The 25,155-nt window shown below is 58.8% G+C and carries 24 protein-coding genes and 2 tRNA genes; 11 read left to right on the top strand and 15 right to left on the bottom strand.

All coding sequences use genetic code 11. The features are described from left to right. Positions 1-34: 34 nt before the first annotated feature. The 7 genes from lpdA to sdhC all read right to left on the bottom strand — a co-directional run bounded on the left by lpdA (position 35) and on the right by sdhC (position 9,378). On the bottom strand, positions 35-1,474 hold the full coding sequence (gene lpdA / locus FZZ93_RS05975) for a dihydrolipoyl dehydrogenase (protein WP_149321419.1): 1,440 nt from the start codon (positions 1,472-1,474) through the stop codon (positions 35-37). A gap of 48 nt (positions 1,475-1,522) precedes the next feature. Beyond that, positions 1,523-3,070: a 2-oxoglutarate dehydrogenase complex dihydrolipoyllysine-residue succinyltransferase gene (gene odhB, locus FZZ93_RS05970; RefSeq protein ID WP_149321418.1), complete on the bottom strand. Its 1,548-nt coding sequence runs from the start codon at positions 3,068-3,070 to the stop codon at positions 1,523-1,525. Between the two features lie 42 nt (positions 3,071-3,112). After that, complete coding sequence (locus FZZ93_RS05965) at positions 3,113-5,944, bottom strand: 2-oxoglutarate dehydrogenase E1 component (RefSeq protein WP_149321417.1); 2,832 nt, start codon at positions 5,942-5,944, stop codon at positions 3,113-3,115. Between the two features lie 216 nt (positions 5,945-6,160). Next, positions 6,161-6,871 carry a succinate dehydrogenase iron-sulfur subunit gene (locus FZZ93_RS05960; protein WP_149321416.1) on the bottom strand — a complete coding sequence of 237 codons (711 nt, stop codon included), beginning with the start codon at positions 6,869-6,871 and terminating at the stop codon, positions 6,161-6,163. Positions 6,872-6,883: 12 nt separating this feature from the next. Then, positions 6,884-8,656, bottom strand: a complete 1,773-nt coding sequence (gene sdhA / locus FZZ93_RS05955; protein WP_149321415.1) for a succinate dehydrogenase flavoprotein subunit — start codon at positions 8,654-8,656, stop codon at positions 6,884-6,886. Positions 8,657-8,659: 3 nt separating this feature from the next. Continuing rightward, on the bottom strand, positions 8,660-9,007 hold the full coding sequence (gene sdhD / locus FZZ93_RS05950; protein ID WP_149321414.1) for a succinate dehydrogenase, hydrophobic membrane anchor protein: 348 nt from the start codon (positions 9,005-9,007) through the stop codon (positions 8,660-8,662). Continuing rightward, complete coding sequence (sdhC, locus tag FZZ93_RS05945; RefSeq protein WP_223111772.1) at positions 9,001-9,378, bottom strand: succinate dehydrogenase, cytochrome b556 subunit; 378 nt, start codon at positions 9,376-9,378, stop codon at positions 9,001-9,003. The genes sdhD and sdhC overlap by 7 nt, the downstream gene beginning before the upstream one ends. 454 nt (positions 9,379-9,832) lie before the next feature. Here sdhC and gltA point away from each other — a divergent pair, with 454 nt between their 5' ends. Both gltA and FZZ93_RS05935 read left to right on the top strand, forming a co-directional pair. Continuing rightward, the gene (gltA, locus tag FZZ93_RS05940) at positions 9,833-11,119 is read left to right on the top strand and encodes a citrate synthase (protein WP_149321412.1); all 1,287 of its coding nucleotides are present in this window, start codon (positions 9,833-9,835) and stop codon (positions 11,117-11,119) included. 116 nt (positions 11,120-11,235) lie between these two features. Then, complete coding sequence (locus FZZ93_RS05935; RefSeq protein WP_187774475.1) at positions 11,236-12,120, top strand: NAD(P)-dependent oxidoreductase; 885 nt, start codon at positions 11,236-11,238, stop codon at positions 12,118-12,120. A 424-nt stretch (positions 12,121-12,544) separates the two neighbouring features. Here the strand turns inward: FZZ93_RS05935 and FZZ93_RS05930 are convergent. The 5 genes from FZZ93_RS05930 to FZZ93_RS05910 form a co-directional block, all read right to left on the bottom strand. After that, positions 12,545-12,620: transfer RNA gene (locus FZZ93_RS05930), tRNA-Glu, on the bottom strand. Between the two features lie 23 nt (positions 12,621-12,643). Continuing rightward, positions 12,644-12,719 (bottom strand) — tRNA-Ala (locus tag FZZ93_RS05925). A 201-nt stretch (positions 12,720-12,920) separates the two neighbouring features. Continuing rightward, positions 12,921-14,399 (bottom strand): glutamate--tRNA ligase, encoded by a 1,479-nt coding sequence (gene gltX / locus FZZ93_RS05920; RefSeq protein ID WP_149321411.1) that lies wholly within the window; start codon positions 14,397-14,399, stop codon positions 12,921-12,923. Between the two features lie 126 nt (positions 14,400-14,525). Next, positions 14,526-15,089 (bottom strand): hypothetical protein, encoded by a 564-nt coding sequence (locus FZZ93_RS05915; protein WP_149321410.1) that lies wholly within the window; start codon positions 15,087-15,089, stop codon positions 14,526-14,528. Positions 15,090-15,262: 173 nt separating this feature from the next. Next, positions 15,263-15,823: a CBS domain-containing protein gene (locus FZZ93_RS05910; RefSeq protein ID WP_149321409.1), complete on the bottom strand. Its 561-nt coding sequence runs from the start codon at positions 15,821-15,823 to the stop codon at positions 15,263-15,265. A gap of 632 nt (positions 15,824-16,455) precedes the next feature. Between FZZ93_RS05910 and FZZ93_RS05905 the strand changes: the two genes are divergently transcribed. From FZZ93_RS05905 to FZZ93_RS05865, 9 genes are all read left to right on the top strand, one after another. After that, positions 16,456-17,109: a DUF2268 domain-containing putative Zn-dependent protease gene (locus FZZ93_RS05905; protein WP_187774474.1), complete on the top strand. Its 654-nt coding sequence runs from the start codon at positions 16,456-16,458 to the stop codon at positions 17,107-17,109. A gap of 619 nt (positions 17,110-17,728) precedes the next feature. Then, positions 17,729-17,959, top strand: a complete 231-nt coding sequence (locus FZZ93_RS05900) for a DUF1654 domain-containing protein (protein WP_149321407.1) — start codon at positions 17,729-17,731, stop codon at positions 17,957-17,959. 189 nt (positions 17,960-18,148) lie between these two features. Continuing rightward, on the top strand, positions 18,149-18,751 hold the full coding sequence (locus FZZ93_RS05895) for a sigma-70 family RNA polymerase sigma factor (protein WP_149321406.1): 603 nt from the start codon (positions 18,149-18,151) through the stop codon (positions 18,749-18,751). Continuing rightward, the gene (locus tag FZZ93_RS05890; RefSeq protein WP_149321405.1) at positions 18,748-19,494 is read left to right on the top strand and encodes an anti-sigma factor; all 747 of its coding nucleotides are present in this window, start codon (positions 18,748-18,750) and stop codon (positions 19,492-19,494) included. The genes FZZ93_RS05895 and FZZ93_RS05890 overlap by 4 nt, the downstream gene beginning before the upstream one ends. A 111-nt stretch (positions 19,495-19,605) precedes the next feature. After that, positions 19,606-20,025: a DUF7282 domain-containing protein gene (locus tag FZZ93_RS05885; RefSeq protein WP_064702560.1), complete on the top strand. Its 420-nt coding sequence runs from the start codon at positions 19,606-19,608 to the stop codon at positions 20,023-20,025. A gap of 82 nt (positions 20,026-20,107) precedes the next feature. Further along, complete coding sequence (locus FZZ93_RS05880) at positions 20,108-20,473, top strand: hypothetical protein (protein WP_149321404.1); 366 nt, start codon at positions 20,108-20,110, stop codon at positions 20,471-20,473. A gap of 271 nt (positions 20,474-20,744) precedes the next feature. Further along, the gene (locus tag FZZ93_RS05875) at positions 20,745-21,023 is read left to right on the top strand and encodes a hypothetical protein (RefSeq protein ID WP_149321403.1); all 279 of its coding nucleotides are present in this window, start codon (positions 20,745-20,747) and stop codon (positions 21,021-21,023) included. 867 nt (positions 21,024-21,890) lie between these two features. After that, positions 21,891-22,232, top strand: a complete 342-nt coding sequence (locus FZZ93_RS05870) for a hypothetical protein (RefSeq protein ID WP_149321402.1) — start codon at positions 21,891-21,893, stop codon at positions 22,230-22,232. A gap of 375 nt (positions 22,233-22,607) precedes the next feature. Next, positions 22,608-23,024: a hypothetical protein gene (locus tag FZZ93_RS05865; RefSeq protein WP_149321401.1), complete on the top strand. Its 417-nt coding sequence runs from the start codon at positions 22,608-22,610 to the stop codon at positions 23,022-23,024. Positions 23,025-23,070: 46 nt separating this feature from the next. Here the strand turns inward: FZZ93_RS05865 and FZZ93_RS05860 are convergent, their stop codons facing one another. From FZZ93_RS05860 to FZZ93_RS05850, 3 genes are read right to left on the bottom strand one after another with little or no spacing between them, the layout of a single operon-like run. Then, a complete protein-coding gene (locus tag FZZ93_RS05860) occupies positions 23,071-23,493 on the bottom strand; it encodes a hypothetical protein (RefSeq protein WP_149321400.1) in 423 nt (140 codons plus the stop codon). Continuing rightward, positions 23,490-24,935: a phage head spike fiber domain-containing protein gene (locus FZZ93_RS05855; RefSeq protein ID WP_149321399.1), complete on the bottom strand. Its 1,446-nt coding sequence runs from the start codon at positions 24,933-24,935 to the stop codon at positions 23,490-23,492. The genes FZZ93_RS05860 and FZZ93_RS05855 overlap by 4 nt, the downstream gene beginning before the upstream one ends. A gap of 3 nt (positions 24,936-24,938) precedes the next feature. Next, entirely contained in the window at positions 24,939-25,136 is a 198-nt protein-coding gene (locus tag FZZ93_RS05850; RefSeq protein WP_149321398.1) for a hypothetical protein, read from the bottom strand. Between the last annotated feature and the right edge of the window lie 19 nt (positions 25,137-25,155).

Genomic DNA, 25,155 nt, shown 5'->3' with positions numbered 1-25,155 from the left:
AACGACGCGCCACCCGAAGGTGGCGCTTGTTGTCTTACTTGCGCTTCTTGCGGTTGGCCATGTGGATGGCATGGCCGCCCACCGCCAGCGCTGCCTCGTGTACCGCCTCGGAGGTGCTCGGATGAGCGTAGCAGGTCAACGCCAGGTCTTCGGCGCTGGAGCCGAATTCCATGGCGATCACGCCCTGGGCGATCAGTTCACCGGCATGCTGGCCGAGAATGTGCACGCCCAGGATACGGTCGGTCTCGGCGTCGGTGACGATCTTGACCTGACCATCCGGCGCGTTGTTGGCCAGGGCGCGACCGTTGGCAGAGAACGGGAAGGAACCGGTCTCCACCTTGATGCCGGCGGACTTGGCCTCTTCCTCGGTCATGCCGACCCAGGCGACTTCCGGCGCTGTGTAGATCACGCTCGGGATCGCGTCGTAGTTCATCTCTGCCTTATGGCCGGCGATGATATCGGCCACCATGACGCCTTCTTCGGAGGCCTTGTGCGCCAGCATCAGGCCACGCACGCAGTCACCGATGGCGTAGACGCTCGGCACGTTGGTGCGGCACTGGTCATCGACGCTGATGAAACCGCGCTCGTCCAGCTCGACCCCGACACCCTCGCCGATCACACCCTTGGTATAGGGACGACGACCGACACAGACGATCAGCTTGTCAAAGGTGATCTCCTGCTCGCCCTTGGCGTCGGAGTACTTGACCACGACCTCGCTACCCTTGACCTCGGAGCCGGTGACGCGGGCGCCGAGCTTGATATCAAGGCCCTGCTTCTTGAGCAGCTTCTGGGTATCCTTGGCGATGGTCTTGTCGACCATCGGCAGGAAGTCGTCCATGGCCTCGAGGATGGTGACCTCGCTGCCCAGACGACTCCACACGCTGCCGAGCTCCAGGCCGATGACGCCGGCGCCGATCACGCCGAGACGCTTCGGCGCTTCCTGGAATTCCAGGGCACCGGCAGAATCGACGATCAAGTCGTCGGTCAGCGGCGTCGGCGGAATCTCCACCGGCACGGAGCCGGCGGCGACGACGATGTTGTCGGCTTCGTAGGTCGTGGCCTTGCCATCGTGATCGGTAACTTCCACTTCCTTGCTGCCGGTGACCTTGCCAGTACCGTCGATGGCGGTCACGCCATTGGCCTTGAACAGCGCGCTGATGCCGCCGACGTTCTTGGCGATCACCTTTTCCTTGAACTCGAGCATCTTGGCGATGTTCGGCGTAGGCGCGTCCATGTCGATGCCGATTTCCGCGAAGTGGTCACGCGCTTCGACAAACTTGTGGGACGACTCGAGCAGCGCCTTGGACGGGATACAGCCCACGTTCAGGCAGGTGCCGCCATGAACGGTCTTGCCTTCCTTGTTGACCCACTTCTCGACACAGGCGGTCTTCAGGCCCAGTTGGGCAGCCCGGATAGCGGCAACGTACCCGCCGGGGCCCGCGCCAATGACGATTACATCAAACTTGTCAGCCATGTCGGCTCCTATCGTTGCTCTTCGCTGAGAGGCTCGTTATCCCGCGGCTCAGATGTCCAGCAGCAGACGCGCCGGGTCCTCGAGCAGTTCCTTGATGGTCACCAGGAATTGCACCGCGTCCTTGCCATCGATCATGCGGTGATCGTATGACAGCGCCAAGTACATCATCGGGCGGATCTCGACCTTGCCGTTCACCGCCATGGGGCGCTCCTGGATCTTGTGCATGCCAAGGATCGCAGTCTGCGGCGGATTGATGATCGGCGTCGACAGCAGCGAGCCGAAGATGCCGCCATTGGTGATGGTGAAGGTGCCGCCCTGCATCTCGTCGATGCCGAGCTTACCGTCGCGTGCCCGCTTGCCGAAGTCGACGATGCCCTTCTCGACATCGGCGATCTTCATGCTGTCGGTGTCACGCAGCACCGGCACAACCAGGCCACGGTCGGTGGAGACGGCCACGCCGATGTCCTGATAGCCGTGATAGACGATGTCGGTGCCATCGATGGAGGCGTTGACATCGGGGAAACGCTTGAGCGCCTCGGAGGCCGCCTTGACGAAGAAGCCCATGAAGCCGAGCTTGGTGTCGTGGGCCTTGAGGAAGGTGTCCTTGTACTGGGCACGCAGGTCCATCACCGCGCCCATGTCCACCTCGTTGTAGGTGGTCAGCATGGCGGCGGTCTGCTGGGCCTGGACCAGACGCTTGGCGATGGTCTGACGCAAGCGGGTCATCGGCACGCGCTTCTCGGCACGCTCTCCCTCGACAGCCGGTGCCGCCGCGGTGGCCGGCTTGGAACCGGCGGAGGACTTGGCAGCCGTCTTCTTGGCGGAGCCATCCTTCACGGCCTTTTGCACATCCTCCTTGAGGATACGCCCGCCCTTGCCGGTGCCTTCGATCTTGTTGACGTCCAGATCGTGCTCGGCGACCAGCTTGCGCGCTGCCGGTGCGAGGATCTTGTCGCCGACCTTCTCGTCACTTGCGCCATCATCGGCAGAGGCCGCTGCCTTGCCTTCGCCGACGCTCGGCGCGGCATCACCACCGGCACCCTCGCCGAATACCGCCAGAACAGCTTCCGACTCGACCTGGCTGCCTTCTTCGGCCTTGATCTCGACCAGAGCACCATCGGCAGGCGCGACCACTTCGAGCACCACCTTGTCGGTCTCGATCTCGGCCAGCACCTCATCACGCTTGACCGCTTCGCCGACCTGCTTGTTCCAGCTGGCCACGGTGCCTTCCTGGATGGACTCGGGGAAGGTCGGCGCCTTCACCTCATGCTGAGCGCCACTGGCGGCCGGCTTGTCACCCTCGGACTCTTCGGATTTATCTTCGGACTTGTCCGCGTCCTGCGACTCACCACTCGCCTGACCCTCGCCGAGGCGACCCAGGACCTGCTCGGATGTCACGGTGTCGCCTTCTTCCGCCAGCACCTCGCTCAGGGTGCCGGCCTCGGGTGCCACGACCTCGAGCACCACCTTGTCGGTTTCGATCTCGACGATCAGTTCATCACGTTCAACGCTATCGCCCGGCTTCTTGTGCCAGGCGGCCACGCTGCCTTCGGCAACGGATTCCGGAAAGGTGGGTGCCTTGATCTCGGTAGCCATTTCGTATCCCTTGTGTGTTCTCTCTCGTCCTGGTGGGTCGCCTTACAGGTTGAAGGCGTCTTCCACCAACTGGCGCTGCTGTTCGGTATGCACGGACATATAGCCCGCGGCGGGGGCGGCAGAAGCCGGCCGACCGGCGAATTTGAGCCGTCCACCCAGCCCGGCTTTCAGGCGCTCGACAGCGATCCGCATATGATGCTGACTGGGGTACCAGGCGCCCTGATTCAACGGCTCTTCCTGACACCACACCACCTCGTTGACGTTGGTGTAGTCCTTGATCGCCTCGAAGAGCTCCTCCTCGGGGAAGGGATAGAGCTGTTCGAGCCGCAGGATGGCCACATCGTCACGGGCATTTTCCTCGCGCCAATTGGCCAGGTCGTAATAGACCTTGCCGGCACACATGATGATACGTTCCACCTTGGCGGCATCGCGCTTGCCCTGGTCGGGCAACACCATCTGGAAGTGGCCATTGGCCAGCTCGTCGAGGTCCGATGTTGCTTCCTTGTGGCGCAGCAGGCTCTTGGGCGACATCACTATCAGCGGCTTGCGCAGCTTGCGGATGACCTGGCGACGCAGCAGGTGATAGATCTGTGCCGGCGTGGTGGGCACGCAGACCTGCATGTTGTGCTCGGCACACAGTTGCAGGAAGCGCTCCAGACGCGCCGATGAGTGCTCGGGCCCCTGCCCTTCGTAGCCATGGGGCAACAGCATGGTCAGGCCACACAGCCGCTCCCACTTGGTCTCGCCGGACGAGATGAACTGGTCGACCACTACCTGGGCGCCGTTGAAGAAATCGCCGAACTGGGCTTCCCAGATCACCAGATCATTGGGCGCGGTGGTGGAGTAGCCGTATTCGAACGCCAGTACGGCTTCTTCCGAGAGGAAGGAGTCGTGGATGGTGAAGGCCGGCTGCCCTTCGGCGATATGCTGCAATGGCACATAGGTCGTGCCATCGTTCTGGTTGTGTATGACCGCATGGCGGTGGGAGAAGGTTCCGCGACCGCTGTCCTGACCGGTCAGGCGAACCGGATGCCCCTCATCCAGCAGCGTGGCATAGGCCAGTGTTTCGGCGAAGCCCCAGTTGACCGCCATGCCACCGGCCTGCATTTTGCGACGGTCGTCGTAGATCTTGGCGACCTGCCGCTGGACAGCGACACCATCGGGGATCGTGCACATCTTCGCCGCCAGCCGCTGCAGGCGCTTCAGGTCGATGCTGGTGTCGGTATAGCCGGACCATTCGTGGCCGAGATAAGGCTTCCAATCGACGAACAGGGCGGTGTTGGGTTGCTGGACCAGGGCATTGGCTACATGGTTGCCGGCCACTAGGTCGTCTCGGTAGGTCTCGACCATCGACTTGATCTCATCTTCGGAGAGCAAGCCTTCACCCACCAGGCGCTTGGCGTACAGGGCGCGCGAGGAGGCGTGGTCCTTGATCTTGCTATACATCATCGGCTGGGTGCCGGAAGGCTCGTCGGCCTCATTGTGGCCGCGTCGACGATAGCAGACCAGGTCGATGACCACGTCCTTCTTGAACTGCTGGCGGTAGTCCAGCGCCACCTGGGTCACATGCAGCACGGCATCCGGGTCGTCGCCGTTGACGTGGAAGATCGGCGCCTGGACCATCTTGGCGATATCGGTGCAGTACTCGGTGGAACGCGAGTCGCGGGGATGCGAGGTCGTGAACCCCACCTGGTTGTTGATCACGATATGTATCGTGCCACCGGTCTCGTAGGCGCGGGTCTGGGACATCTGGAACGTCTCCATGACCACGCCCTGACCGGCGAAGGCGGCATCACCGTGCACGTTGACCGGCAGCACCTTGCCGCCATCCGGGTCGTTGCGGCGATCCTGGCGGGCCCGTACAGAGCCTTCGACCACCGGCGCGACGATCTCCAGATGCGACGGGTTGAACGACAGCGCCAGGTGGACCTCGCCTCCCGGCGTCATGACGTTGGAACTGAACCCCTGGTGATACTTGACGTCGCCGGAGCCACGCTCGACCACCTTCTTGCCGTCGAACTCGTCGATCAGTTCGGAGGGGTTCTTGCCGAGGATGTTGACCAGCATGTTGAGACGGCCACGGTGGGCCATGCCGATGACAACTTCCTTGGTGCCGTAGCCGCCACTGCGCTGGATCAGCTCGTCCATCATGGGGATGAAGGACTCCCCCCCTTCCAGACCGAAACGCTTGGTCCCCGGATACTTGGAGGCCAGGTAGCTTTCCAGTCCTTCGGCGGCGGTCAGACGCTCCAGCACATGCTTGCGCACATCTTCACTGAACTTCGGTGCGCTGCGCACCGACTCGAAGCGCTGCTGCAGCCAGCGCTTCTCCTCGGTGTCGACGATATGCATGATCTCGCAGCCGATACTGCGACAGTAGGTCTGCTGCAGCGCCTCGACGATCTCCTTCAGCGGTGCCTTGTCGGCGCCCAGAAAGAACGAGCCGGTCTGGAATTCGGTGTCCAGGTCGGACTTGGAGAGCTGATGGAAGGAAAGGTCGAGATCGGGAACGGGCGTCGGACTGCGCAGGCCCAGGGGGTCGATATCGGCCTTCTGGTGTCCGCGAACACGGTAGGCGTTGATCAGCTGCAGGACCTTGACCTGCTTCTTGTTCTCGCCGCTGTCGGGCGAGGCGGCCTGAGCGGTGCGTCGCTGCTGACCTAGCTGATAGAACTGTTCGCGGGTAGGGGCAAGCGGAACGTCGGGGGCGGCGCTGCCATCGAGCCTAGGCAGTGTATCGAAGTACTCTCGCCATTCATCAGGAACGGCCGCGGGATCATCCAGATACTGCTCGTAGAGCGCTTCCACGTAGTGGACGTTACTACCACTAACGTGCGAGGAGCGCCACATCAACTCCATTATGCCTTGTTGCATCTCTCGGTCACCCTGCACTGATGGGGTGGTATCGGCGTCGCACGGCTCATCCGTGACGACATCGGTGGCGGCCACCGATGGTGGACCCGCCCTTGATTTCGATGGTCGAAAGCCGGTGCACAGGGCACCGGCTTTCAACGAATCACCGGGTCAGGGTTGCGACGATGCGCCGCAACTCAGGGCCGGTGAGTATGATAACAAGCCGCGAGCCATCATTTAAGTGGCATTGGCCAGCAACATCTCACGGATCTTGCCGATGGCGCGTGTCGGGTTGAGTCCCTTCGGGCAGACCGCAACGCAATTCATGATACCCCGGCAGCGGAACACGCTGAACGGATCCTCGAGTTCGGACAGGCGCTCGCGCGTGGCCTCGTCGCGGGAATCCGCCAGGAAGCGGTAGGCCTGCAGTAGACCGGCCGGGCCGACGAACTTGTCCGGATTCCACCAGAACGACGGGCAAGAGGTCGAGCAGCAGGCACACAGGATGCACTCGTAGAGACCGTCGAGCTTGTCGCGCTCCTCCGGTGATTGCAGCCGCTCGATGGCCGGCGCCGGGGTCTCGTTCTGCAAGTACGGCTGAATGCGCTCGTACTGCTTGTAGAACAGCCCCATGTCGACCACCAGATCGCGAATCACCGGCAGGCCGGGCAGCGGACGCAGCGTCAGCTTGCCCTTCTTGACCACCTCGGACAGCGGCGTGATGCAGGCCAGGCCATTCTTGCCGTTCATGTTCATGCCGTCGGAGCCGCAAACTCCTTCACGGCAGCTACGGCGAAAGGCCAGGCCACTATCCTGCTCCTTCACCATGTGCAGAACATCCAGGACCATGATGTCACGGCCCTGAGTGTCGATCTGGAACTCTTCCATGTAGGGAGCAGAGTCCGTTTCCGGGTTGTAGCGGTACAGAGATACCTGAAGCGTGGACATCGTGACTCCCCCTTAGTAGGTGCGAACTTTCGGCTCGAACATGTCGACGGTCTTGGGCGCGAAATTGACCTCGCGCTGCCCCAGACGCTTCTCCGCCGGGAAGTACATCGAATGCTTCAGCCAGTTGGCGTCGTCGCGATCCGGATAGTCGTAGCGGGAATGCGCGCCACGGCTCTCCTTGCGCTCCAGGGCAGCGATGGCGGTGGCCTCGGCGACCTCCATCAGGTTATCCAGTTCCAGCGCCTCGACACGCGCGGTGTTGAAGGCATTCGACTTGTCCGGCAGATAGGCATTGGCGATGCGCTCACGCAGTTCGGCCAATTGCTGCACGCCCTTCTGCATGTTGTCTTCCTGGCGGAAGACGCCGAAATCGCTTTGCATGATCTCCTGCAGCGCACGCTTGAGTTCGGGCACGCTCTCGCCGTCCTCGGACTCGTTCCAGCGATTGATCCGGCGCATGGCAGCTTCAATGTCATCGTCGCTGGCCGCCAGATAGTCGATCCCTTCATTGAGGGCGCTCTCGATGAACATGCCGGCGGCACGACCGAACACCACCAGATCGAGCAGCGAGTTACCACCCAGACGATTGGCACCATGCACAGAGACACACGCCGCCTCGCCCACCGCGTACAGACCATTGACGATATGATCGTTGCCATCAGCATCCTGGGCGATGGCCTGGCCATGCACATTGGTGGCCACGCCCCCCATCATGTAGTGGCAGGTCGGTACCACCGGAATCGGCTCCTTGGCCGGATCCACATGGGCGAAGGTCTTGGACAGCTCGACAATGCCGGGCAGGCGCTTGCCAAGCACTTCCTCGCCGAGGTGGTCGAGCTTGAGGTAGACGTGATCGCCGTTCTCGCCGCAACCGCGCCCCTCGAGGATTTCCATGACCATAGAACGCGCCACCACGTCGCGACCGGCCAGGTCCTTGGCGTTGGGAGCGTAGCGCTCCATGAAGCGCTCACCGTCCTTGTTGACCAGATAACCACCCTCGCCACGGCAACCCTCGGTGACCAGCACGCCAGCGCCATAGATGCCGGTGGGATGGAACTGCCACATTTCCATGTCCTGCATCGGAATGCCGGCACGCAGCGCCATGCCGATACCGTCGCCGGTATTGATCAGAGCGTTGGTTGTGGACGAGTAGATGCGACCGGAACCACCGGTTGCCAGCACGGTGGCCTTGGCCTTGACGTGCACCACTTCGCCGGTCTCGATATCCATGGCGATGCAGCCCACCACGTCACCGTTGGCGTTCTTGACCAGATCGACGGCATACCACTCATTGAGGAAGGTGGTCTGGTTCTTCAGGTTATTCTGGTAAAGGGTATGCAGCAGCGCGTGGCCGGTACGGTCAGCCGCCGCACAGGTCCGGGCCGCCTGCCCGCCCTTGCCGAAATCCTTGGACTGACCACCAAAGGGACGCTGGTAGATGCGTCCATTCTCGAAACGCGAGAATGGCAGCCCCATGTGCTCGAGCTCGAAGACCGCCTTGGGACCCTCGGAACACATGTACTCGGCCGCTTCCTGGTCGGTGATGTAATCGCCGCCTTTGACGGTGTCATACATATGCCAGCGCCAGTCGTCATCGGGGTCGGCCGAGGCGATGGCGCAAGTAATACCCCCCTGGGCGGACACGGTGTGCGAACGGGTCGGAAAGACCTTGGACAGCACGGCGGTCTTCTTGCCGGACTTGGCCAGCTCCAGGGCGGCCCGCATGCCGGAACCGCCACCGCCGATGATGATGGCGTCGAATGTCAGACTACGCATGTTGGACATGGATCAGGCTCCCCACAGAACTTGAATGCCCCAGACCAGGAACACGAAGATGGCCAGGATGATGATGGACTGGGCGGCAATACGGATGCCGGTCGGCTTGAGGTAGTCAGTGGTCACGGTCCACAGACCAACCCAGGCATGAGCCGACAGCGACACAAAGGCCAGTAGCGAGAAGATCCGCATCCAGGTCTGGGCGAACAGGCCGCTCCAGGTGGCGTAATCCAGCCCCGGGGAAAACAGCAGGTAGCCGACGATGAAGAGTGTATAGAGAGCCAGGACGATGGCCGAGGCACGTTGTACGAGCCAGTCGGAAAGCCCGCTGCGCCCGAGGTTCGTGATGTTGGTTACCATACCCAGACTCCCGCCAGAATGATCAGGACCGCACTCACCGCCACGGTGATTTGCGCCTTCTTGACGCCCCCCTCGAGGGTCACGCCGATATCGATATCCATCAGCAGGTGCTTGATGCCAGCCACGAAGTGGAAGGCCAGCGCGGACAGCAGCCCCCAGGCAATCAACTTCGCCAGGAAGTTGTGAGCCAGGGCGTCCTGCACGCTCGCGAAGCCTTCAGCCGACGACAGCGACGCATCCAGCGCCCAGAAGCCGAAGATCAAGCCAATGAAGAGGATGACGCCGGTAATGCGGTGCACAATGGACGTCAAGGCGGGGAGGGGGAACTGTATCGTGGACAGATCCAGGTTTACGGGTCGTTTGCTATTCACGGCTCTATACACACTCTCTTGGCCCGCCGCTGGGCACTTGGGCATGCCCCGAAGCGGGCGGTGGTTTCGGGAAGGGGCAATCGTGACCGACGCGGTCACGATTGCCGTTTCCTGCCAGTCGCGGGACAAGATTATAGGGTCATGCCCCGGCCTCTGACAAATTAGCCCTCGGCCCACACGCCTATAGAGTGGAGCATCAAGGCGGAAAAAATCGGCGGCTTCGCCGCGCCACCTCCCCTCCCTCACCGCCGACACGAAGACCGCGTCATGCATGGTGCGAAGCACCATTTCATGTACAAAGACCATACAGTACTGATAAATCGGTAGAACTAATGGCGCCAATAGGCCAATTGACAATCGTGAGCACGCTTCTATAGTGGGCAAACCTTTTTGCCGGCAAGTTCTGCGAGATAAGGACTTATCGGCTCATCATGAACACGCAGAGGAGGCCATCATGGCTGACAGGAAAGCGACTTTGACGGTAGAGGGCCTGGACAAGGCGATCGAGCTGCCGATCTACTCCGGCACCCTTGGGCCGGACGTGGTCGACGTTCGCGGCCTGGGCGCGGAAGGTCTCTTCACCTACGATCCTGGTTTCATGGCGACCTCCTCGTGCCAGTCCGCCATCACCTACATCGATGGCGGCAAGGGCATGCTGCTCCACCGTGGCTATCCCATCGATCAACTGGCCAAGCATTCCGACTTCGTCGAACTGTCCTATCTGCTGATGTTCGGCGAACTGCCGAGCAAGGCCGAATATAAAGACTTCGCGAACCGCGTCACCTCGCACACCATGGTGCACGAGCAGCTGGCCAACTTCTTCAAGGGCTTCCGCCGCGACGCCCATCCGATGTCGGTCCTGTGCGGCGTGGTCGGCGGCCTGGCAGCCTTCTATCACGACCACCTGGACATCACCAAGCAGGAAGATCGCGAGATCAGCGCCATCCGCCTGATCGCCAAGATGCCAACACTCGCGGCGATGTCCTACAAGTACAACGTCGGCCAGCCCTTCAACTATCCTCGCAACAACCTGAATTATGCAGAGAACTTCCTCTACATGATGTTCAGCAACCCCTGCGAGGAATACAAGATCAACCCGGTGTACGCCAAGGCCATGGATCGCATCTTCATGCTCCATGCCGACCATGAGCAGAACGCCTCCACCTCCACGGTACGCCTGGCCGGCTCCACCGGCGCCAACCCCTTCGCCTGCATCAGCGCCGGCATTGCCGCCCTTTGGGGCCCGGCCCACGGCGGCGCCAACGAGGCGGTGCTGAACATGCTCGACGAGATCGGCGACGAGAGCGAGGAAAACATCCAGCGCTTCATCGACCGCGCCAAGGACAAGGATGACCCCTTCAAGCTAATGGGCTTCGGCCACCGGGTCTATCGCAACTTCGATCCGCGCGCCAAGGTCATGAAAGAGACCTGCGACGAGGTACTGGAACAACTCGGCCGCGCCGACGATCCACAGCTCAAGATCGCCAAGCGCCTCGAGCAGATCGCCCTGGAAGACGAGTACTTCATCGAGCGCAAGCTGTACCCGAACGTCGATTTCTATTCAGGCATCATCCTCAAGGCCATGGGCATTCCGAAGAACATGTTCACCGTGATCTTCGCCGTGTCACGCACCATCGGCTGGATTTCCCACTGGCACGAGATGATCAGCGACAGCTACAAGATCGGCCGTCCGCGCCAGCTCTACGTGGGGCACGACAAGCGCGACTACCCCACCGACTGATCGTTCGCCGACGATGTGAACCCAGTACAGAAAAGGCCACCCTCGCGGTGGCCTTTTTCGTCTTCGGCGGTATCGCCGACAACCAATCACTCCCCCCCTGCACTCGGGAGCAACACATGAGCCAGACAATCAACCGCATCGCCTTCATCGGCCTCGGCGTGATGGGCTACCCCATGGCCGGCCACCTGGCCAGAGCCGGCCTGGAGATCCACGTCTACAACCGCACGACCGCCAAGGCCGAAGACTGGGTCGAACGCCACGGCGGCCATCACCATGCGACACCGCGCCAGGCCGCGAAACAGGCCGACCTGGTACTGCTCTGCGTGGGCAACGACGATGACGTGAAAGAGGTCACTCTTGGCGACGACGGCGCCCTGCACAGCATGCAGGCGGGCAGTCTGCTGGTCGACCACACCACGGCATCCGCCAGCCTGGCCGAATCCCTCGACACGGCCTGCCGCGAACGCGCTATCGGCTTTCTCGATGCTCCGGTTTCCGGTGGCCAGCAAGGCGCCGAGAATGGCGCCCTGACCATCATGTGCGGCGGTAGCCAGGCCGACTTCACACGGGTCGAGCCCTTGCTCGCTAAGTATGCGCGTGCCGTGAACCTGATGGGGCCGGCCGGCAGCGGCCAACTGACCAAGATGGTCAACCAGATCTGCATTGCCGGCCTGGTCCAGGGGCTCTCGGAAGGGCTGCACTTCGCCGAACGCGCCGGGCTTGACCCATCCAGGGTCGTCGAGGTGATCTCGCAAGGCGCGGCAGGCTCCTGGCAAATGGAGAATCGCCATCGCACCATGATCGACGACGAATATGACCACGGTTTCGCCATCGACTGGATGCGTAAGGACCTGGCGATCTGCCTGGAACAAGCACGCCACCTCCAGGCCCGTCTTCCCGTCACCGCCCTCGTGGATCAGTTCTACGCTGACCTTCAGGCTATGGGCGGTGGACGTTGGGATACCTCCGCCCTGCTGCGCCGACTACGCGCCTTTGACTGAACACTGATACCGCTCTAAGCAGGAGGAACAACACCCCGCTATCCTCCTGCTCGGCGCCCTCCAGCACCCCTGAAGCCTTTTCCACACATTCTGTGGATAACCCTGTTCAAAACCTTTCCAAAACGTCCCTGAATCGCCATGAACAGCGGCCCGCTCTTAAATTGATCAATTTTTGACCCGATGATAAGCAATTGATTTTAAACATTTTTCAAGAGAAGCCCAGCACCATGCGGGCTAGCGGCGAGTCATACTGACTGCCAAGCGGCGAGAACGGGAGACGTGGACAAGTCAAGCCTGAAATCAGGCTTTAGAAGCATTGAGTGAGACACATACGCATGCCGAGTATCGACACGAATGGACACAACAAGGCCCAGCGTCACCAAGCAGAGAAGGGGATTTCTGGATAGAGAAGCAAAAGAAAGAGTGGCGTCCCATAGGGGGTTCGAACCCCTGTTACCGCCGTGAAAGGGCGGTGTCCTAGACCACTAGACGAATGGGACGCATCGACTTCGAAGTGAGATACTGGTGGAGCCTAGCGGGATCGAACCGCTGACCTCAACACTGCCAGTGTTGCGCTCTCCCAGCTGAGCTAAGGCCCCGCATCTCGTGAAGACGGTGCGTATATTACCCACACGCCCCATCTTCGTCAACGGGAAAACGAGAATTTCCTGCTGCGCTCGATATCCTGGCCGCCGGCGGTACTCGCGCTCCTCATGTAGCAGGTACACTCCGGGCGCTGCGCTGCGGCGGCGACCAGTCTACCGTCGCTCGCGACGGAACTTCAGCGTTTTCCTATGACATTAGAGTTCGCGGAATTCCTTTTCGAAGCGCTTGGCCTGCTTCTTGGAGACGCCACCCAGCACCTCGATGGCATGGCGCAAGCGCGCACGCGTCATGTCGGATCCCAGGATAGCCATGGCGTCCATGACCGAGGTACTCGAGGACGAACCCGTAACGGCGATAAACACCGGCGCCAGGAAATCCTTCATCTTAAGCTCGAAGTGAGCGGACAATGCCTTCACCTCACCGAGCAGCGCCTCCTTGTTCCAGGCCGGAACGACCTCGAAACGCCAGACCAAAAACTGCAACAGCTTGAGCAAGGGCTCACGTTCTAGCTTGACCTTAGCGAAGCTCTCTTCATCGATCGCCGGCAGTCCGGAGAAGAAATGTCCGGCCAGCGGCATCACTTCAGACAAGGTCTCCACCCGAGGGCGTACCTGAGGCAGAATCTCGCGCACATAAGCTTCGTTGAAGGCCCACTCCTTCAGTGCCTCCAGCAGCGCATCGTCATCGAGATCCTCACGAATGTAGAGGCCATTGAGCCAGGTCAATTTCTGCAGGTCGAAGACCGGCCCACCCAGCGAAACACGCTGGATATCGAAATGCGCCATCATCTCGTCGAGAGAGAACTTCTCCCGCTCGTCGGGCATTGACCAGCCCATACGCCCCAGATAGTTGGCCACGGCCTGGGGCAGAAAGCCCATGCGGCGATAGTAGTTGATCGAGGTGGGATTCTTGCGCTTGGAAAGCTTGGACTTGTCCGGATTGCGCAGCAGCGGCATGTGGCACAACGCCGGCATCGGCCAGCCGAAGTACTCATAGAGCAACTGATGCTTGGGCGCCGAGTTGATCCACTCCTCGCCACGCAGCACATGCGTGATCCCCATTAGATGATCGTCGACCACATTGGCCAGATGATAGGTCGGCATGCCATCGGATTTGAGCAGAATCTGCGCATCCACCTGCGCCCAGTCCACTTCGATGGTACCGCGCAACATGTCCTCGACCACGCAGGTGCCATCGGTCGGTACCTTCATGCGTACCACGTGGGGCCATCCCTCACGCTCGCGACGCGCGACCTCTGCTTCGGGCAAGGCCAAGTCATCAGGCTTCAACGCCAGGTGCTGGCCGGCTGCCTTGCGCTCCTCGCGCAGCTCATCCAACTCTTCACTGGTGCGATAACACTTGAAGGCATGCCCGGCATCGAGCAACTGCCGGGCATACTCGGCATAGATATCGCCGCGTTCACTCTGCCGATAGGGGCCATGAGGGCCTCCCACATCCGGCCCTTCATCCCACTCGAGCCCCAGCCAGCGCAGAGAGTCCAGGATCATCTGCTCGGACTCCGTCGTGGATCGCAGGCGGTCGGTATCCTCGATGCGCAGAATGAACTGGCCGCCGTGCTGACGAGCGAAACAAAGGTTGAACAGGGCAATATAGGCCGTGCCTACATGGGGATCCCCGGTGGGAGATGGCGCGATACGAGTACGTACGGTCATGTCGTCCTAGGTCCGGTCGGTGAAAAGTAGCCCCTGCCATCAGGGCGATTGGCCACATTATACGCACCTGGCCAACACCCGGCAGCACACATCCACCGGGGCATTCACAAGGCCCGGAACTGGACGTCATGGCGACATCTGGACACCAACGCCCGGCACGATGCGCAACGACCACTGGGCTTCGATGACCCGCCCCTGGCCATGCTTCGTACCCACAACCAAAGGCCCTCCAAGGTGCTCCCCCTGCCGCCCCAGACGAGACTGCACGGAAACGGGCTGAACACTGATCGGCGGCATTGTCACACGAATGCGATAAGCACCTTCCGGTAGGCCACTTCCTGGCCCGAATGGGCCTGCGGCGAAACCGCCCTCCTCGACCACGACGCTCTCTCGCCAACTCACCCCACTGGCATTTCGCTGGGCCATCACACGCAATCGGGTATCCGGCGGCAGATTGGTCGTACCCTCGACCCGCAATCGACTCGTTTCATCCAACCGTACCGACACCCCAAGAGCAACATCCTGATCGAAGGGCTCCAGCTCGGACGCGGGCTCGGTGTCTCGCTCCTCTTCTGGCTGGGCCACCCCACCAAGCCGTTCGGCAGAGTCATTCCCCTGCTCTTCGCCATTGCCACACCCCGCCAACAGCGACAGCATGATGCTCGCCATGACTCGATGCCATCCATTCATGAACGCTCCCTCGACCCGAGGATGAGCGGTCAGACTATCACTCCACCTCGTCTCTTCCGATACATTGAAGCGCGTTATTCAGTTTACTCGCCCTATCTCGCATCGGGTAACGGCAAGAGATGCCAGAGCGGGCTCGGGAAAGCCCGCTCATATGGCTCGGAAGAGCATTTCTATCAACCATGCGCATTCAGCACGTTGAGCACAGAGGCCTGGGGCTTGAGTGACACCTGCTGATGCAGGCGAGCGGACAGCTCCCTCACGGAGATCAACCCTCGGATCTGCCGCTGCGTGTTATCCCGCACCAGGCAATAGGGCTCGCCCGCCTCACGCAGCGTCGCCACCAGATCCGCCACGGTAGCTCTCACCAGGTCGTCGTAGTCCAGTGCCGGCATGGCAGAACGAGGCAGCATCAAGTCGGTAACGGTCAGGCTCTTGCGGTCAATGCCGAACTTCGCCTGGGCAGCAATCAGGCTCTGCTCCGAGAGGCGCTCCTGGGTCAACAGGCCGATGAATTCCCGTTGGCGATCGACCACCAGCTTGCAATCCACCTGTTCAGTCTCCATCAGGCTGGCAGCCCAGAGTGCCGGCATCGAAGCACTGATGGCATGAGGGTGATACTGCCGGAAGTCCATCATCAGATTGAGAGCCGGAGAACTTCTTTCAATGTCGAAGAACTCCTGGGGAGTCACCAGGTGATCGGCGGTATCGAGTCGTGACAAGGGCAAGAATTTCATTTCGCAAACCTCTGAATAGAACCCACGTCGGCAAGGCGCGCGGGACATTCTCAAAAGCGGCTCATAACTTAATACAGAGAAGAGCCAGGATGTTGGAGAGAAGAATTCAGAGGTACTGTGGCGGAGCCCGAATGGACTGAGCCGCGCGATGGTGCAGGACTTCTGCGGAAGGCCGCGGCACCACGCTCGATGCAGGGGTGATCCTCGCTGAGAGAAAGGCGGAGCCTGCAAGCTCGTCGATATCCCCATCACTTGTATCTGGCAGCAACGCCGCGGGAGAGACATCCCCCCACGAAAAGGTTACCAACGCCTTGTCCGCAGCCGGCACCTCTCCCACACCCATAGGCGCAGTTGAAAGCATGGCCCCGAAGACCAGCAAGGCTAGACAAGCAGTGACAAAACGACGCATAGACAGACGCATCACCCGGAGAGAAGATAAAATAGGATGCAAACGTGAGCATTTCCAAGTTACTGCAATGACCATCGCAGCACAAGAATGTTCCATGCCACTATCCGGCGACAGCTCACGATCAAGCCACATCTCGCGCCCCGGAAAGGAAAGCACAGCCGATCCCCCTCCTCACGCCTGCGTCGCTATCACCCTCTCACTACTCCGCGTGAAGGAGTGCAAAATGACACAATGGATCGTGCACTATGCCAACGCTTGCGGCCAACTGGACGATTGGCTCGACCGCATTGACAAGGGAATATCAGCCGCACGTCACCGTGCGGAACGGGTTTCGACGGCCATCAACCTGGATATCGTCGTACAGGTCTGGCCTGGACGAGTCATCGATATTATGGGCTTCGCCGGTTATGCCCCGACAGGAACCATGATGCAACTCACCCTCGATCCAGGTAATGAGAATTTCGCCCGGAACATGGGTGAGCCGTTTGAGCGGATGGTGGCTCATGAACTTCATCATGTCATGCGTTGGCAAGGCCCAGGATACGGGGAAACCCTCGGAGAGGCACTAGTATCCGAAGGACTGGCGGGGCACTTCAGTCGTCAGCTCTATGGTTCTGCACCCGAACCTTGGGAGCGAGCACTGAGCACAGCAGAACTGGCAATCTGCGAGAAAGAGGCGCAGCGATATTGGAACACCTCCAACTATTGCCATGGAGCATGGTTCTTTGGTCAAGGCGACCAGCCTCCGTGGGCTGGCTATAGCCTTGGGTATGCCTTGATCGGCAGGTATCTGGAGTGTCACGACGGGGAGAGCCCGACGTCCTTGGCACATGAACCAGCCGAGCGTTTCCGCACACATCTAAGCAGAAGCCCCTGACGCCAAGCCACATGAATGTATAGAAACCGACACCTAGTGAGCGTGACATTCCCGGACCACGCCCCTAGCCGGTCGCCAGCCCATGGCCCATGTCACCGACACAGCAACCGGCATCGGCGTTCAAACGCGACAACGCGGTCCAGCAGGTCACGTCCTACCCCTTAGTGGCGAAAGCGTCCTGGTCTGGGCCGAATAGCCCTTCTTACGTACAATACCCGCCATTGAACACCGCGCTTCCGGCATATCGCCTATGGCGCACCACCCCGCCTGTTGAAGCCAGGCACCGCAAAACACTCCGTGCGCGGAAGGTACACCAAGGTCGGTTCTGGGCGGTATTAGAGGTATTGAACGTGATCGGACGAATACCGATACGAAGGGTAATTAGCTGATATGTCGTTAAATAACGCCGCAGATAGGGCTCGCCGGTTTTCCGTCGCGCCTATGATGGACTGGACGACAAAGCACGCATAGCGCGGGCTTCATGAGGGGTTGGTACAGTATTGGTACACCCCGCTTTTTCTCTTCATCAGCGACCTGCTACTCGCCACCATTTGCCACCCTCCCCCTCTTCCTGCCGATGCTGTATATTTACACAGCCTCAAACTAGGGAGTCTCTACCATGGCCAAGAAGCATCGCCCTACCTCATACGAGCTGCTCGGCCAGCGCATTCAAACCGAGATCGCCGCGGCAAACCGCCGGGAGAAACGCCAGGTCCAGCTCCAGCCAGCCGAGGGCGACAACCTCGACGACTGGGATCGACTGATCGATGAGATCAGCGAGAACGAGAACGTAGATGTGACACGCGCAGACGAGGGCTGGCTGGTCAGCTGGGTGACGACTGAGACGTGACGTGACGTGGCCACGCAGTACCAGATCACGCAGTGGCGAAAGCGGATCGAGCGCAAGGGGGGATCGGCCTGCAGCGCTCAAAGCCTCCACGCCATGCTCTCACATGACCCCGAATTGGCCTGCACGGCGGCGACACGCTAGTCTGTCCTTGCATGGCGCTTGCTCGATGACATCAACAGGGAAGATGGTATGTCCGATAACCCACAGCCCTCTTCAACGCATTGCGGCGACACCTCACCCGCGACGCCATCGCCCAACGATCACCTCCGCAACCTGCTCCAGCTCGTTGCCCAAAGCGATCGTCCCGCCTTCGCCCAGCTGTATGAGGCCACCTCGGCGAAACTCTATGGCACGGTGCTGCGTATCTTGAAAGAGCGGAGTCGAACGGACGATGTCATCCAGGATGTCTACGTCACGATCTGGCAGAAGGCGGCACAATTCAAAGCCAGTCGGGCTTCCCCCATTACCTGGATGGTAGCCATCGCTCGCCATTCAGCCATCGACGAATTGCGCCGCCAGTCTAGGGCTCCTCATGAGTCTGAGGACGTATTGTCACAGATTTCCGCTGACGAGACCGGCGCCCACGAACACATTGAGCACGAACAAGATGCCCGGCAACTGCACGCCTGCTTGGAGGAACTCGAAGCCAATCACCAGAACATGGTGCGCTTGGCGTACCTGGATGGCTGGTCGCGCGCTGATTTAGCTGCGTATTTCGAACAGCCGGTGAATACCGTCAAGACCTGGCTCCACCGAGCCTTAAAGCAACTCAAGGGGTGCCTGGCGTCATGACTGGACACGACGACATCGATATGCTGGCCGCCGAATATGTGCTGGGCACCCTCGAGGTCGACGAGCGTGCTGAGGCAGCCCAACGTCGGAAGCATGATTCTAACCTGGACGCACAAATTCTAGCCTGGGAAGCTCGTCTTGCCCCGCTTTGCAACGAAATCCAAGATGTAGCCCCGGGGCCGGATCTTCTAGAGCGGATCGAGCGCCGCATCGCGGTACTCGAGACCGAAAAAGACGCCAGTGAAAGCAGCACGACGCAGTTGCTCGGGCTGCATCGTCGCCTTAGATTCTGGCGCTGGAGTACTGCGTTCGCTTCCGCTGCAGCACTGGCATTAGCCATCATGCTGGTCGTACCGTTCGACTCGACACCGCCCCAGCCCCCTTTCGTGGCCGTATTTTCACAGAACGACCAGCAGCCAGCCTTCATGCTCGCCGTTGACCTCGACAACCGTCGGCTCAACGTACAGCCGGTGACGGCGGAACCACTGCCGGATCGCACCTATCAACTGTGGATCAAGTCAGCCGAGCTCGGACCTGACCCTCGCTCTGTGGGCGTGCTGAACGACGACCTCAGCCTGGATGCCGATGCCTTACGCGACTACGATCCCGACCTGCTTAAACAGGCCACCTTCGGCATCAGCATTGAACCTCCGGGCGGCTCTCCTACCGGCCAACCGACGGGCCCTGCAATCCACGGCTACCTCTATCCCACCGACCAAAGGGGGAGGTCGCAACACCTATAACTTTTTTAATGCTGACTTGAAACCTTGCGCGCTCTCCACTCGTAACTACGAACACGCCCTCCATAAACCCTTTGATCGGTAGGGCGTGCTTCGGAATACAAGGAGAGAATGATGATGACCAAGTTCATGGCAAGCGCATTCGTATCCACTGCTCTGCTCGCCGGTGCTTCCCTCGCTCAAGCAGACATGCATCCGCAAGTCTGGGCCGATGACCAGTCTACCGCAGATGGCTCGGTGTCCGCCGAGAAGGTCATGGCGAACAGCAATGGCTGGTTGGTAGTACACCGAACTGACGACAGCATGAAACCAGGCCCCGTGGTCGGCCATGCCCCGCTCAAGAAGGGCGAGAACATGGACGTCACCGCATTGCTGACCGAGGACGTCAGTTCCGGCGATCAGCTGATGTTGATGGTTCACAGCGAAGAAGGCGGCATGGAGACCGGCGTGTTCGAGTATACGCTCGGCGCTTCGGAAGACGGCCCGATCAAGATGGACGGAAACCTCGTGATGACCACCATCACCGCACAGTAATCCCATCCGACTATAGGTTGAGTATCTCCGTTGCGGACAACCCCCGACATGGATAGAGCAACTAATATATGCGAGGTTCACCATGATGCATGTCATTAAAGCAGCAGCACTGATGGGCGCAATGGCCCTACTCTCCAGCATGGTCATGGCAGACCACCATGAAGGCGGAATGTCAGACGACGGGCATGCTGGCCAATCCCACGACATGTCCAAGATGGGGAGCAACGACGGCGAAGCCCTCGTCAAAGACGGCGGCGTGCAATCCGGCTACAACCCCGAAAGGAAAAACACTGGCGGTATCCTCGATGACGAGCCCATTGTCAACGATGGTGGCGTACAGTCTAATTACAACGCCGAAAGGGTAGGTACTGGTGGCATCCTCGATGATGGCCCCATTGTCGAGGATGGTGGTGTACAATCCGACTACAACGCCGTAGCTCCCTTATAAAAGAGGAGTCAATGCTGCCAAAAGGAAAACAACGGAATCAACTCGAAAAATGCTTACCGCCCTTGCCCATAGCAGGGGCGGATATTATTAAATAAAAACTATTTAGCAGTCGAGGAAACCACCACAACCACAACGCGGAAGACAACAACAGAACGACTTAAAGAAGCAAACCCACTACATCCCGAAAAAACCAGAAGTGCTACAACAAAACGACGAACCACAAAAACAAAACCTCCGAACCGCCTTCGCATAACGCATAACTGGAGCGCACATGAAAGCTAACGAAGTATTCAGTCAGCTACTTAAAGAAGGGTGGAATGAGGTGCGAAAAGGGTCTAACTATTACCCAATAACAAGTTCGCCAATCGATATTGAAGTGGCGTTACTTCGTGAAGTACGCAGCAACCACCTACGCGGAACATTGATAGTTGATAAATATCAAGACACGTTACCTGCCAGTCACAGCACTGATACGATAACTGGGCCGGCCCGCTACATCAGAACCGGCCCAAAAGACAATATTAAGCGCGTCGCTTGGAGAGCGATCTGATAATGATCTGGGTATGCTATGTGCGTTAACCAGACTTACCCAACCACCACGCTTCCGCGGCCACGCCGATCCAGCCAGAGAGCATGGCCGTGCTCATGCCCCCTGACCGTCGTCAACCTACGGGCGGGTGAGCGCTCCTCTCTTCTCAACTACTCAGCACCGCCGCAATAGTACACACGTGAGTCATGGAGCCGCCTCACAACCCCACTTTATGGCAAAAGCGTTGTAAGGCGGTCCTAATTAGGGGCGGCCATCCTTGGCCTGGAGCTGCCTGAGGTCACCGTGACGAGACTATCATCCGTGGCGGCGACCTCGTCCCTGGGGCCGCATACTGTGGGCGTCACCCGAGCTACAGCATCGTCCACGCTTGGCGGGCTACTTGTGCGACATGTCCGGCCCGTCATGTAGGAAATCGCCATCACGCCCCCGGAGCTACAGACTGCACACCATACCGATAACCTAAATGCCCTCACCGGACCAATACCGAAAAATTCATGGCATCATTTTCATTGACCTACCTCAGGAAAAGCAAAGAAACCCATTGATACAATTTAAAACATTCATATGTTGCCAGATAGAACCTTAAAAGCTACGGTGTTTAAATATCCTTGCCTATAACAGGCAATCGCGATTATCACCACGACAACAATCCTTGATCAAACATGCTAACATAAATATTTTTCTACAACTGACAATCAAAAACTTTAAAAACTTACCGAACACTTGAACGATTTCGCGACTCAAGACTTTCCTAGCGTCACAAAGGAAGCTTGAGATCCCCGTGGTATTTTACAAATACAAAATGGCAGGCATGGCGAAAGTATCTCCTGCCTGCCCATCAATCGACAGGAGAGGAGGGTCGTCCGAATGGGTGATCTCAAAGAAGGCCCCGCAGTGCTTCCCGGGCATGAAGAAAATTGTGAGGCTACCGTCTATACAGTGAGTGAAGAAAGACGCACCGTTAAGATTGTGCGCACTGGGTCGTGCTCTGAAAACCCGCTGGGTGACTGGGCTGCCAGCAATCCGACCAAGGAAAACCCAAAAGATTTCCATTTTTGGATGGGGGAATTTAGAAACCTCACACATGAAGTCGTGCTTATCGGGGCGTGGTTGACGTCGGATCCCGCAACTGACGGATACATTCTCGGATACAAAGATTATCGAGTTAGTGTATACCACGACCCCCTGCGCGATCTCATCGGCCATTAGTGCACATCTTTCGGAGAGACTGCTGGGGATCGTCACCGCGCAGTCCTGCGGTGACGATCATGTCAACGAGTTGATCAGCGCCGCATGCTGTGAGCGCTACTACATGGCAAGCATAGTCCGCTCTTGGCAGGTTGTGCAGTATGTACGAGACCACTTTCGCGACCTCAAGGCTACAGGCTGCACACCATACCACTAACCTAAATTTCTTCCCTAGCCCCATATCTGAAAAATGAGTCACGGCATAATTTACATTCACACGCCCAAGGAAACATAAAGCTATTTACAAAGCACAAACAAATTACATACTGCCGTCAAAATATAGAAATCCTACGCTGACAGATGAAACTCATCGACTATTATCCAAAGGAGTTTAAAATGAACTTTGAATATAATTTTGGAGTAATAAACCTCACCATTGAAGATGCGTATAGGCCAACACCTAACTCCGGCTGTCTTTACCTAATCGGAAAACCTCCTGAAGAACTAGTCGATTTTTTTCCGAATGAACTATTCGAGGTTTACGCTTATAAATATGAAGATTACGATAAAAATGGAGATGACCAAGAATGCGTCTTCATATCCGGAGAGAAGTATTTTGATAATAAGGAGTGGGTAGGTGATAAAGATGATTTTTTTCTGGCCATACAGGAGTTGGTCCTCGATACCCTAGATGAAGAACCTATTTACCACAAAGACGAGGTTGTAAGTCGACAGAAATTAAGAATTTTAGCCGACAACCATATTTCAGCGGAATCGTATAGACGGATGTACGGTCACTACCCTACACGTTAGAAAGAAGAGCGGCCGCTCTGGTCGGCCACACGTCTTTTTTCTTTGATCACGCTCCCGCAATGATCCCGAACCGATCCGGGGGCGTGCACGTAATCGTGCCGCCCTCACCGTCCGGCACCTCCCTCGGCGTCCGGTCGTAGACGCTGTCGTACGTGGCCAGGCGCTCAGGATCGTCGAGCACCTGGGCATAGACCACATCGGCTGTGCCTTCGCCCACGTACTCAGCCCTGGCCAGCATCTCGACGCTGGACAGAGCCCGCCACGCTTCGACCTGGTGCTCGCGCAGCCGCACATAGGTCATAGCCGCGTCACCCTGTCGGATCAGCGGCGTGTGGGCCAGATTGACGATCTCCGGTGGTTCTACGGCCTCACCGGTGTCAGTGCGCTGCTTGAGGTACTCGGGGTGATACATTTTGAGTTCCTGGAGGAGAGCTGAGAAGTCCGGGATATAGAGAATCGCGTCGATCATTGCAGGGCCTCCAGATCAGCCAGGTCCATCATGAACGGGTAGTAATGCACCCGTCGGATATAGCCATTGATCACATCGGTGGCGCTCGTGTGCTGCGTTCCTAGAGTCATGCGCGTAACGTCCAAATGTTTACCGTTCATCGCGCCGGGAGAGCGAGAGTTGGCTCCATTGTCGATAGTCATATGCATTGACCCGGCTTCTTCGTAACTTACGGCGTATCTGGTAAATTCTGGATGAAAGTTCAGGTCGTAAGAATTTCCATTGAAATTACTTCCCTCGGGGGTCGTCACATACATCTGGCCTTCTTTCGACAACACCATGCGCTCATTGCCTCGGCCGGCACCAAGCGTGGCGACATTATCTTCTTTCTCACCGCCCTCTTTGACAGACATTTCAACGTGAAGAGAGGCTTGGCGACGGTTCTGCCAACCATCAGCGACAACTTGGATATTGTCGGACTGCCGTGTTTCTGTAGAACCATTTGTCCAGATCGGCGACGTAGGAGCGTTCCGAATCTCAAGCTGCCCCCAATAAACATCGATGCCGCTAGTGCCGTCGCCGGCGAAAGACTTATTATCGTTACCGTCCATAATGAAGATGTGGACGAAGGAGCCATTTCCTCCGGTAACCACCGTTCCCGCAACTTCGCACCGATACCACCCATCAGGAAGAGGCACTATCCTGACATAAGTCGTGTCAGGGGCCATCCAAGTGACCGTCTCAGACCCGGCGTGGAATGTAGCCCCAACTGATCCGCCGAATCCATTAACCCTGATCTGGACCTGTTCGTAACCCTGTGGCTTGAAGTGAAAGTAATATGAGATGTCAGCATCAGTGTTGTCAGGGTTGTTAGGCTGGCGTACGAAGTGGTTATCAGACACTGAAGTGGGTACGATTCTATCTGCGGTCGTGCCACTCTTACCTCCGGGAAAGGCATCTGCGCCACCAGGTCGGTCAACCTCATTAGTGTTGACACCCCAGTTGTTGCACTCAGGTATTTCATTAGTAGACACCGGCTCGTTGAGGTGACCTAATGGCTCTCCAGTGGTGGGGCTGTATTCATAGGCTATGGTGTCGGCTGGGATCTCCTCGAGCTTTCCCTGTGATCCCCACACCCACTTAGTAGACCCACGGTTGACGGAAAGAATGCTATACGGGTCGATGCCGTGCTCGAGGCGACGAGCACCCCGCATGTAGATCCGCTCCAGGAAATCGAGCATCAGCGATGGCACCGGCTTGTCGGTCTGCTGCTGGATCAACCCGAGCAGCGCCGTCTCGCGCTCATCAATCGTGCTCTCGGTCTGCGCCTGGGCGGCCAGCAGGTCGTTGGTCGCCTGCGCGATGCTGCCGCCGGAGTAGTTGCGCACCGCGTCGACAAGAGCCGTGTGTCGTGTTTGCAGATTGCTGATCTCATCCTGCAAAGCGGGGTCAAGTTCTGCCATGGATTACACTCCGAAAAAGTCGATGGCGTAGCGGACGTGGCGGTCCATTGACGCCAGGCGCCCGGATACCGCCGTCATTGAGTTGTTGAGCGCCTGCTTGGCGTCGTCGAAGTCGCTGCGTGCTCCGGCGAGCGCGTCCTGCTCGGCCTGCGCCTCGGCAGAGAGGTCTTGCAGCAGCGTGATGGCATCGGCATCCGTCATGGGGCCTCCCATAAAAAAG

Origin of the sequence: Halomonas eurihalina (assembly GCF_008274785.1) — a bacterium.
GTDB classification, from domain to species: domain Bacteria; phylum Pseudomonadota; class Gammaproteobacteria; order Pseudomonadales; family Halomonadaceae; genus Halomonas; species Halomonas eurihalina.
The sequence above is the reverse complement of the archived record's forward strand: the minus strand, read 5'-3'. Positions and strand labels throughout refer to the sequence as shown.

Bases quoted from the DNA above. Each gene is read 5' to 3' on its own strand.
- FZZ93_RS05865 (WP_149321401.1), top strand. From the start codon at position 22,608: ATGAACTTTGAATATAATTTTGGAGTAATAAACCTCACCATTGAAGAT.
- FZZ93_RS05960 (WP_149321416.1), bottom strand. From the start codon at position 6,871: ATGTCCACGCTTCAGGTATCTCTGTACCGCTACAACCCGGAAACGGAC.
- FZZ93_RS05885 (WP_064702560.1), top strand. From the start codon at position 19,606: ATGATGACCAAGTTCATGGCAAGCGCATTCGTATCCACTGCTCTGCTC.
- FZZ93_RS05890 (WP_149321405.1), top strand. From the start codon at position 18,748: ATGACTGGACACGACGACATCGATATGCTGGCCGCCGAATATGTGCTG.
- FZZ93_RS05870 (WP_149321402.1), top strand. From the start codon at position 21,891: ATGGGTGATCTCAAAGAAGGCCCCGCAGTGCTTCCCGGGCATGAAGAA.
- FZZ93_RS05935 (WP_187774475.1), top strand. From the start codon at position 11,236: ATGAGCCAGACAATCAACCGCATCGCCTTCATCGGCCTCGGCGTGATG.
- odhB (WP_149321418.1), bottom strand. From the start codon at position 3,070: ATGGCTACCGAGATCAAGGCACCCACCTTTCCGGAATCCGTTGCCGAA.
- gltA (WP_149321412.1), top strand. From the start codon at position 9,833: ATGGCTGACAGGAAAGCGACTTTGACGGTAGAGGGCCTGGACAAGGCG.
- FZZ93_RS05855 (WP_149321399.1), bottom strand. From the start codon at position 24,935: ATGGCAGAACTTGACCCCGCTTTGCAGGATGAGATCAGCAATCTGCAA.
- FZZ93_RS05905 (WP_187774474.1), top strand. From the start codon at position 16,456: ATGACACAATGGATCGTGCACTATGCCAACGCTTGCGGCCAACTGGAC.
- FZZ93_RS05850 (WP_149321398.1), bottom strand. From the start codon at position 25,136: ATGACGGATGCCGATGCCATCACGCTGCTGCAAGACCTCTCTGCCGAG.
- FZZ93_RS05875 (WP_149321403.1), top strand. From the start codon at position 20,745: ATGAAAGCTAACGAAGTATTCAGTCAGCTACTTAAAGAAGGGTGGAAT.
- FZZ93_RS05900 (WP_149321407.1), top strand. From the start codon at position 17,729: ATGGCCAAGAAGCATCGCCCTACCTCATACGAGCTGCTCGGCCAGCGC.
- FZZ93_RS05965 (WP_149321417.1), bottom strand. From the start codon at position 5,944: ATGCAACAAGGCATAATGGAGTTGATGTGGCGCTCCTCGCACGTTAGT.
- FZZ93_RS05910 (WP_149321409.1), bottom strand. From the start codon at position 15,823: ATGAAATTCTTGCCCTTGTCACGACTCGATACCGCCGATCACCTGGTG.
- sdhD (WP_149321414.1), bottom strand. From the start codon at position 9,007: ATGGTAACCAACATCACGAACCTCGGGCGCAGCGGGCTTTCCGACTGG.
- gltX (WP_149321411.1), bottom strand. From the start codon at position 14,399: ATGACCGTACGTACTCGTATCGCGCCATCTCCCACCGGGGATCCCCAT.
- FZZ93_RS05915 (WP_149321410.1), bottom strand. From the start codon at position 15,089: ATGAATGGATGGCATCGAGTCATGGCGAGCATCATGCTGTCGCTGTTG.
- sdhA (WP_149321415.1), bottom strand. From the start codon at position 8,656: ATGTCCAACATGCGTAGTCTGACATTCGACGCCATCATCATCGGCGGT.
- FZZ93_RS05860 (WP_149321400.1), bottom strand. From the start codon at position 23,493: ATGATCGACGCGATTCTCTATATCCCGGACTTCTCAGCTCTCCTCCAG.
- lpdA (WP_149321419.1), bottom strand. From the start codon at position 1,474: ATGGCTGACAAGTTTGATGTAATCGTCATTGGCGCGGGCCCCGGCGGG.
- FZZ93_RS05880 (WP_149321404.1), top strand. From the start codon at position 20,108: ATGATGCATGTCATTAAAGCAGCAGCACTGATGGGCGCAATGGCCCTA.
- FZZ93_RS05895 (WP_149321406.1), top strand. From the start codon at position 18,149: ATGTCCGATAACCCACAGCCCTCTTCAACGCATTGCGGCGACACCTCA.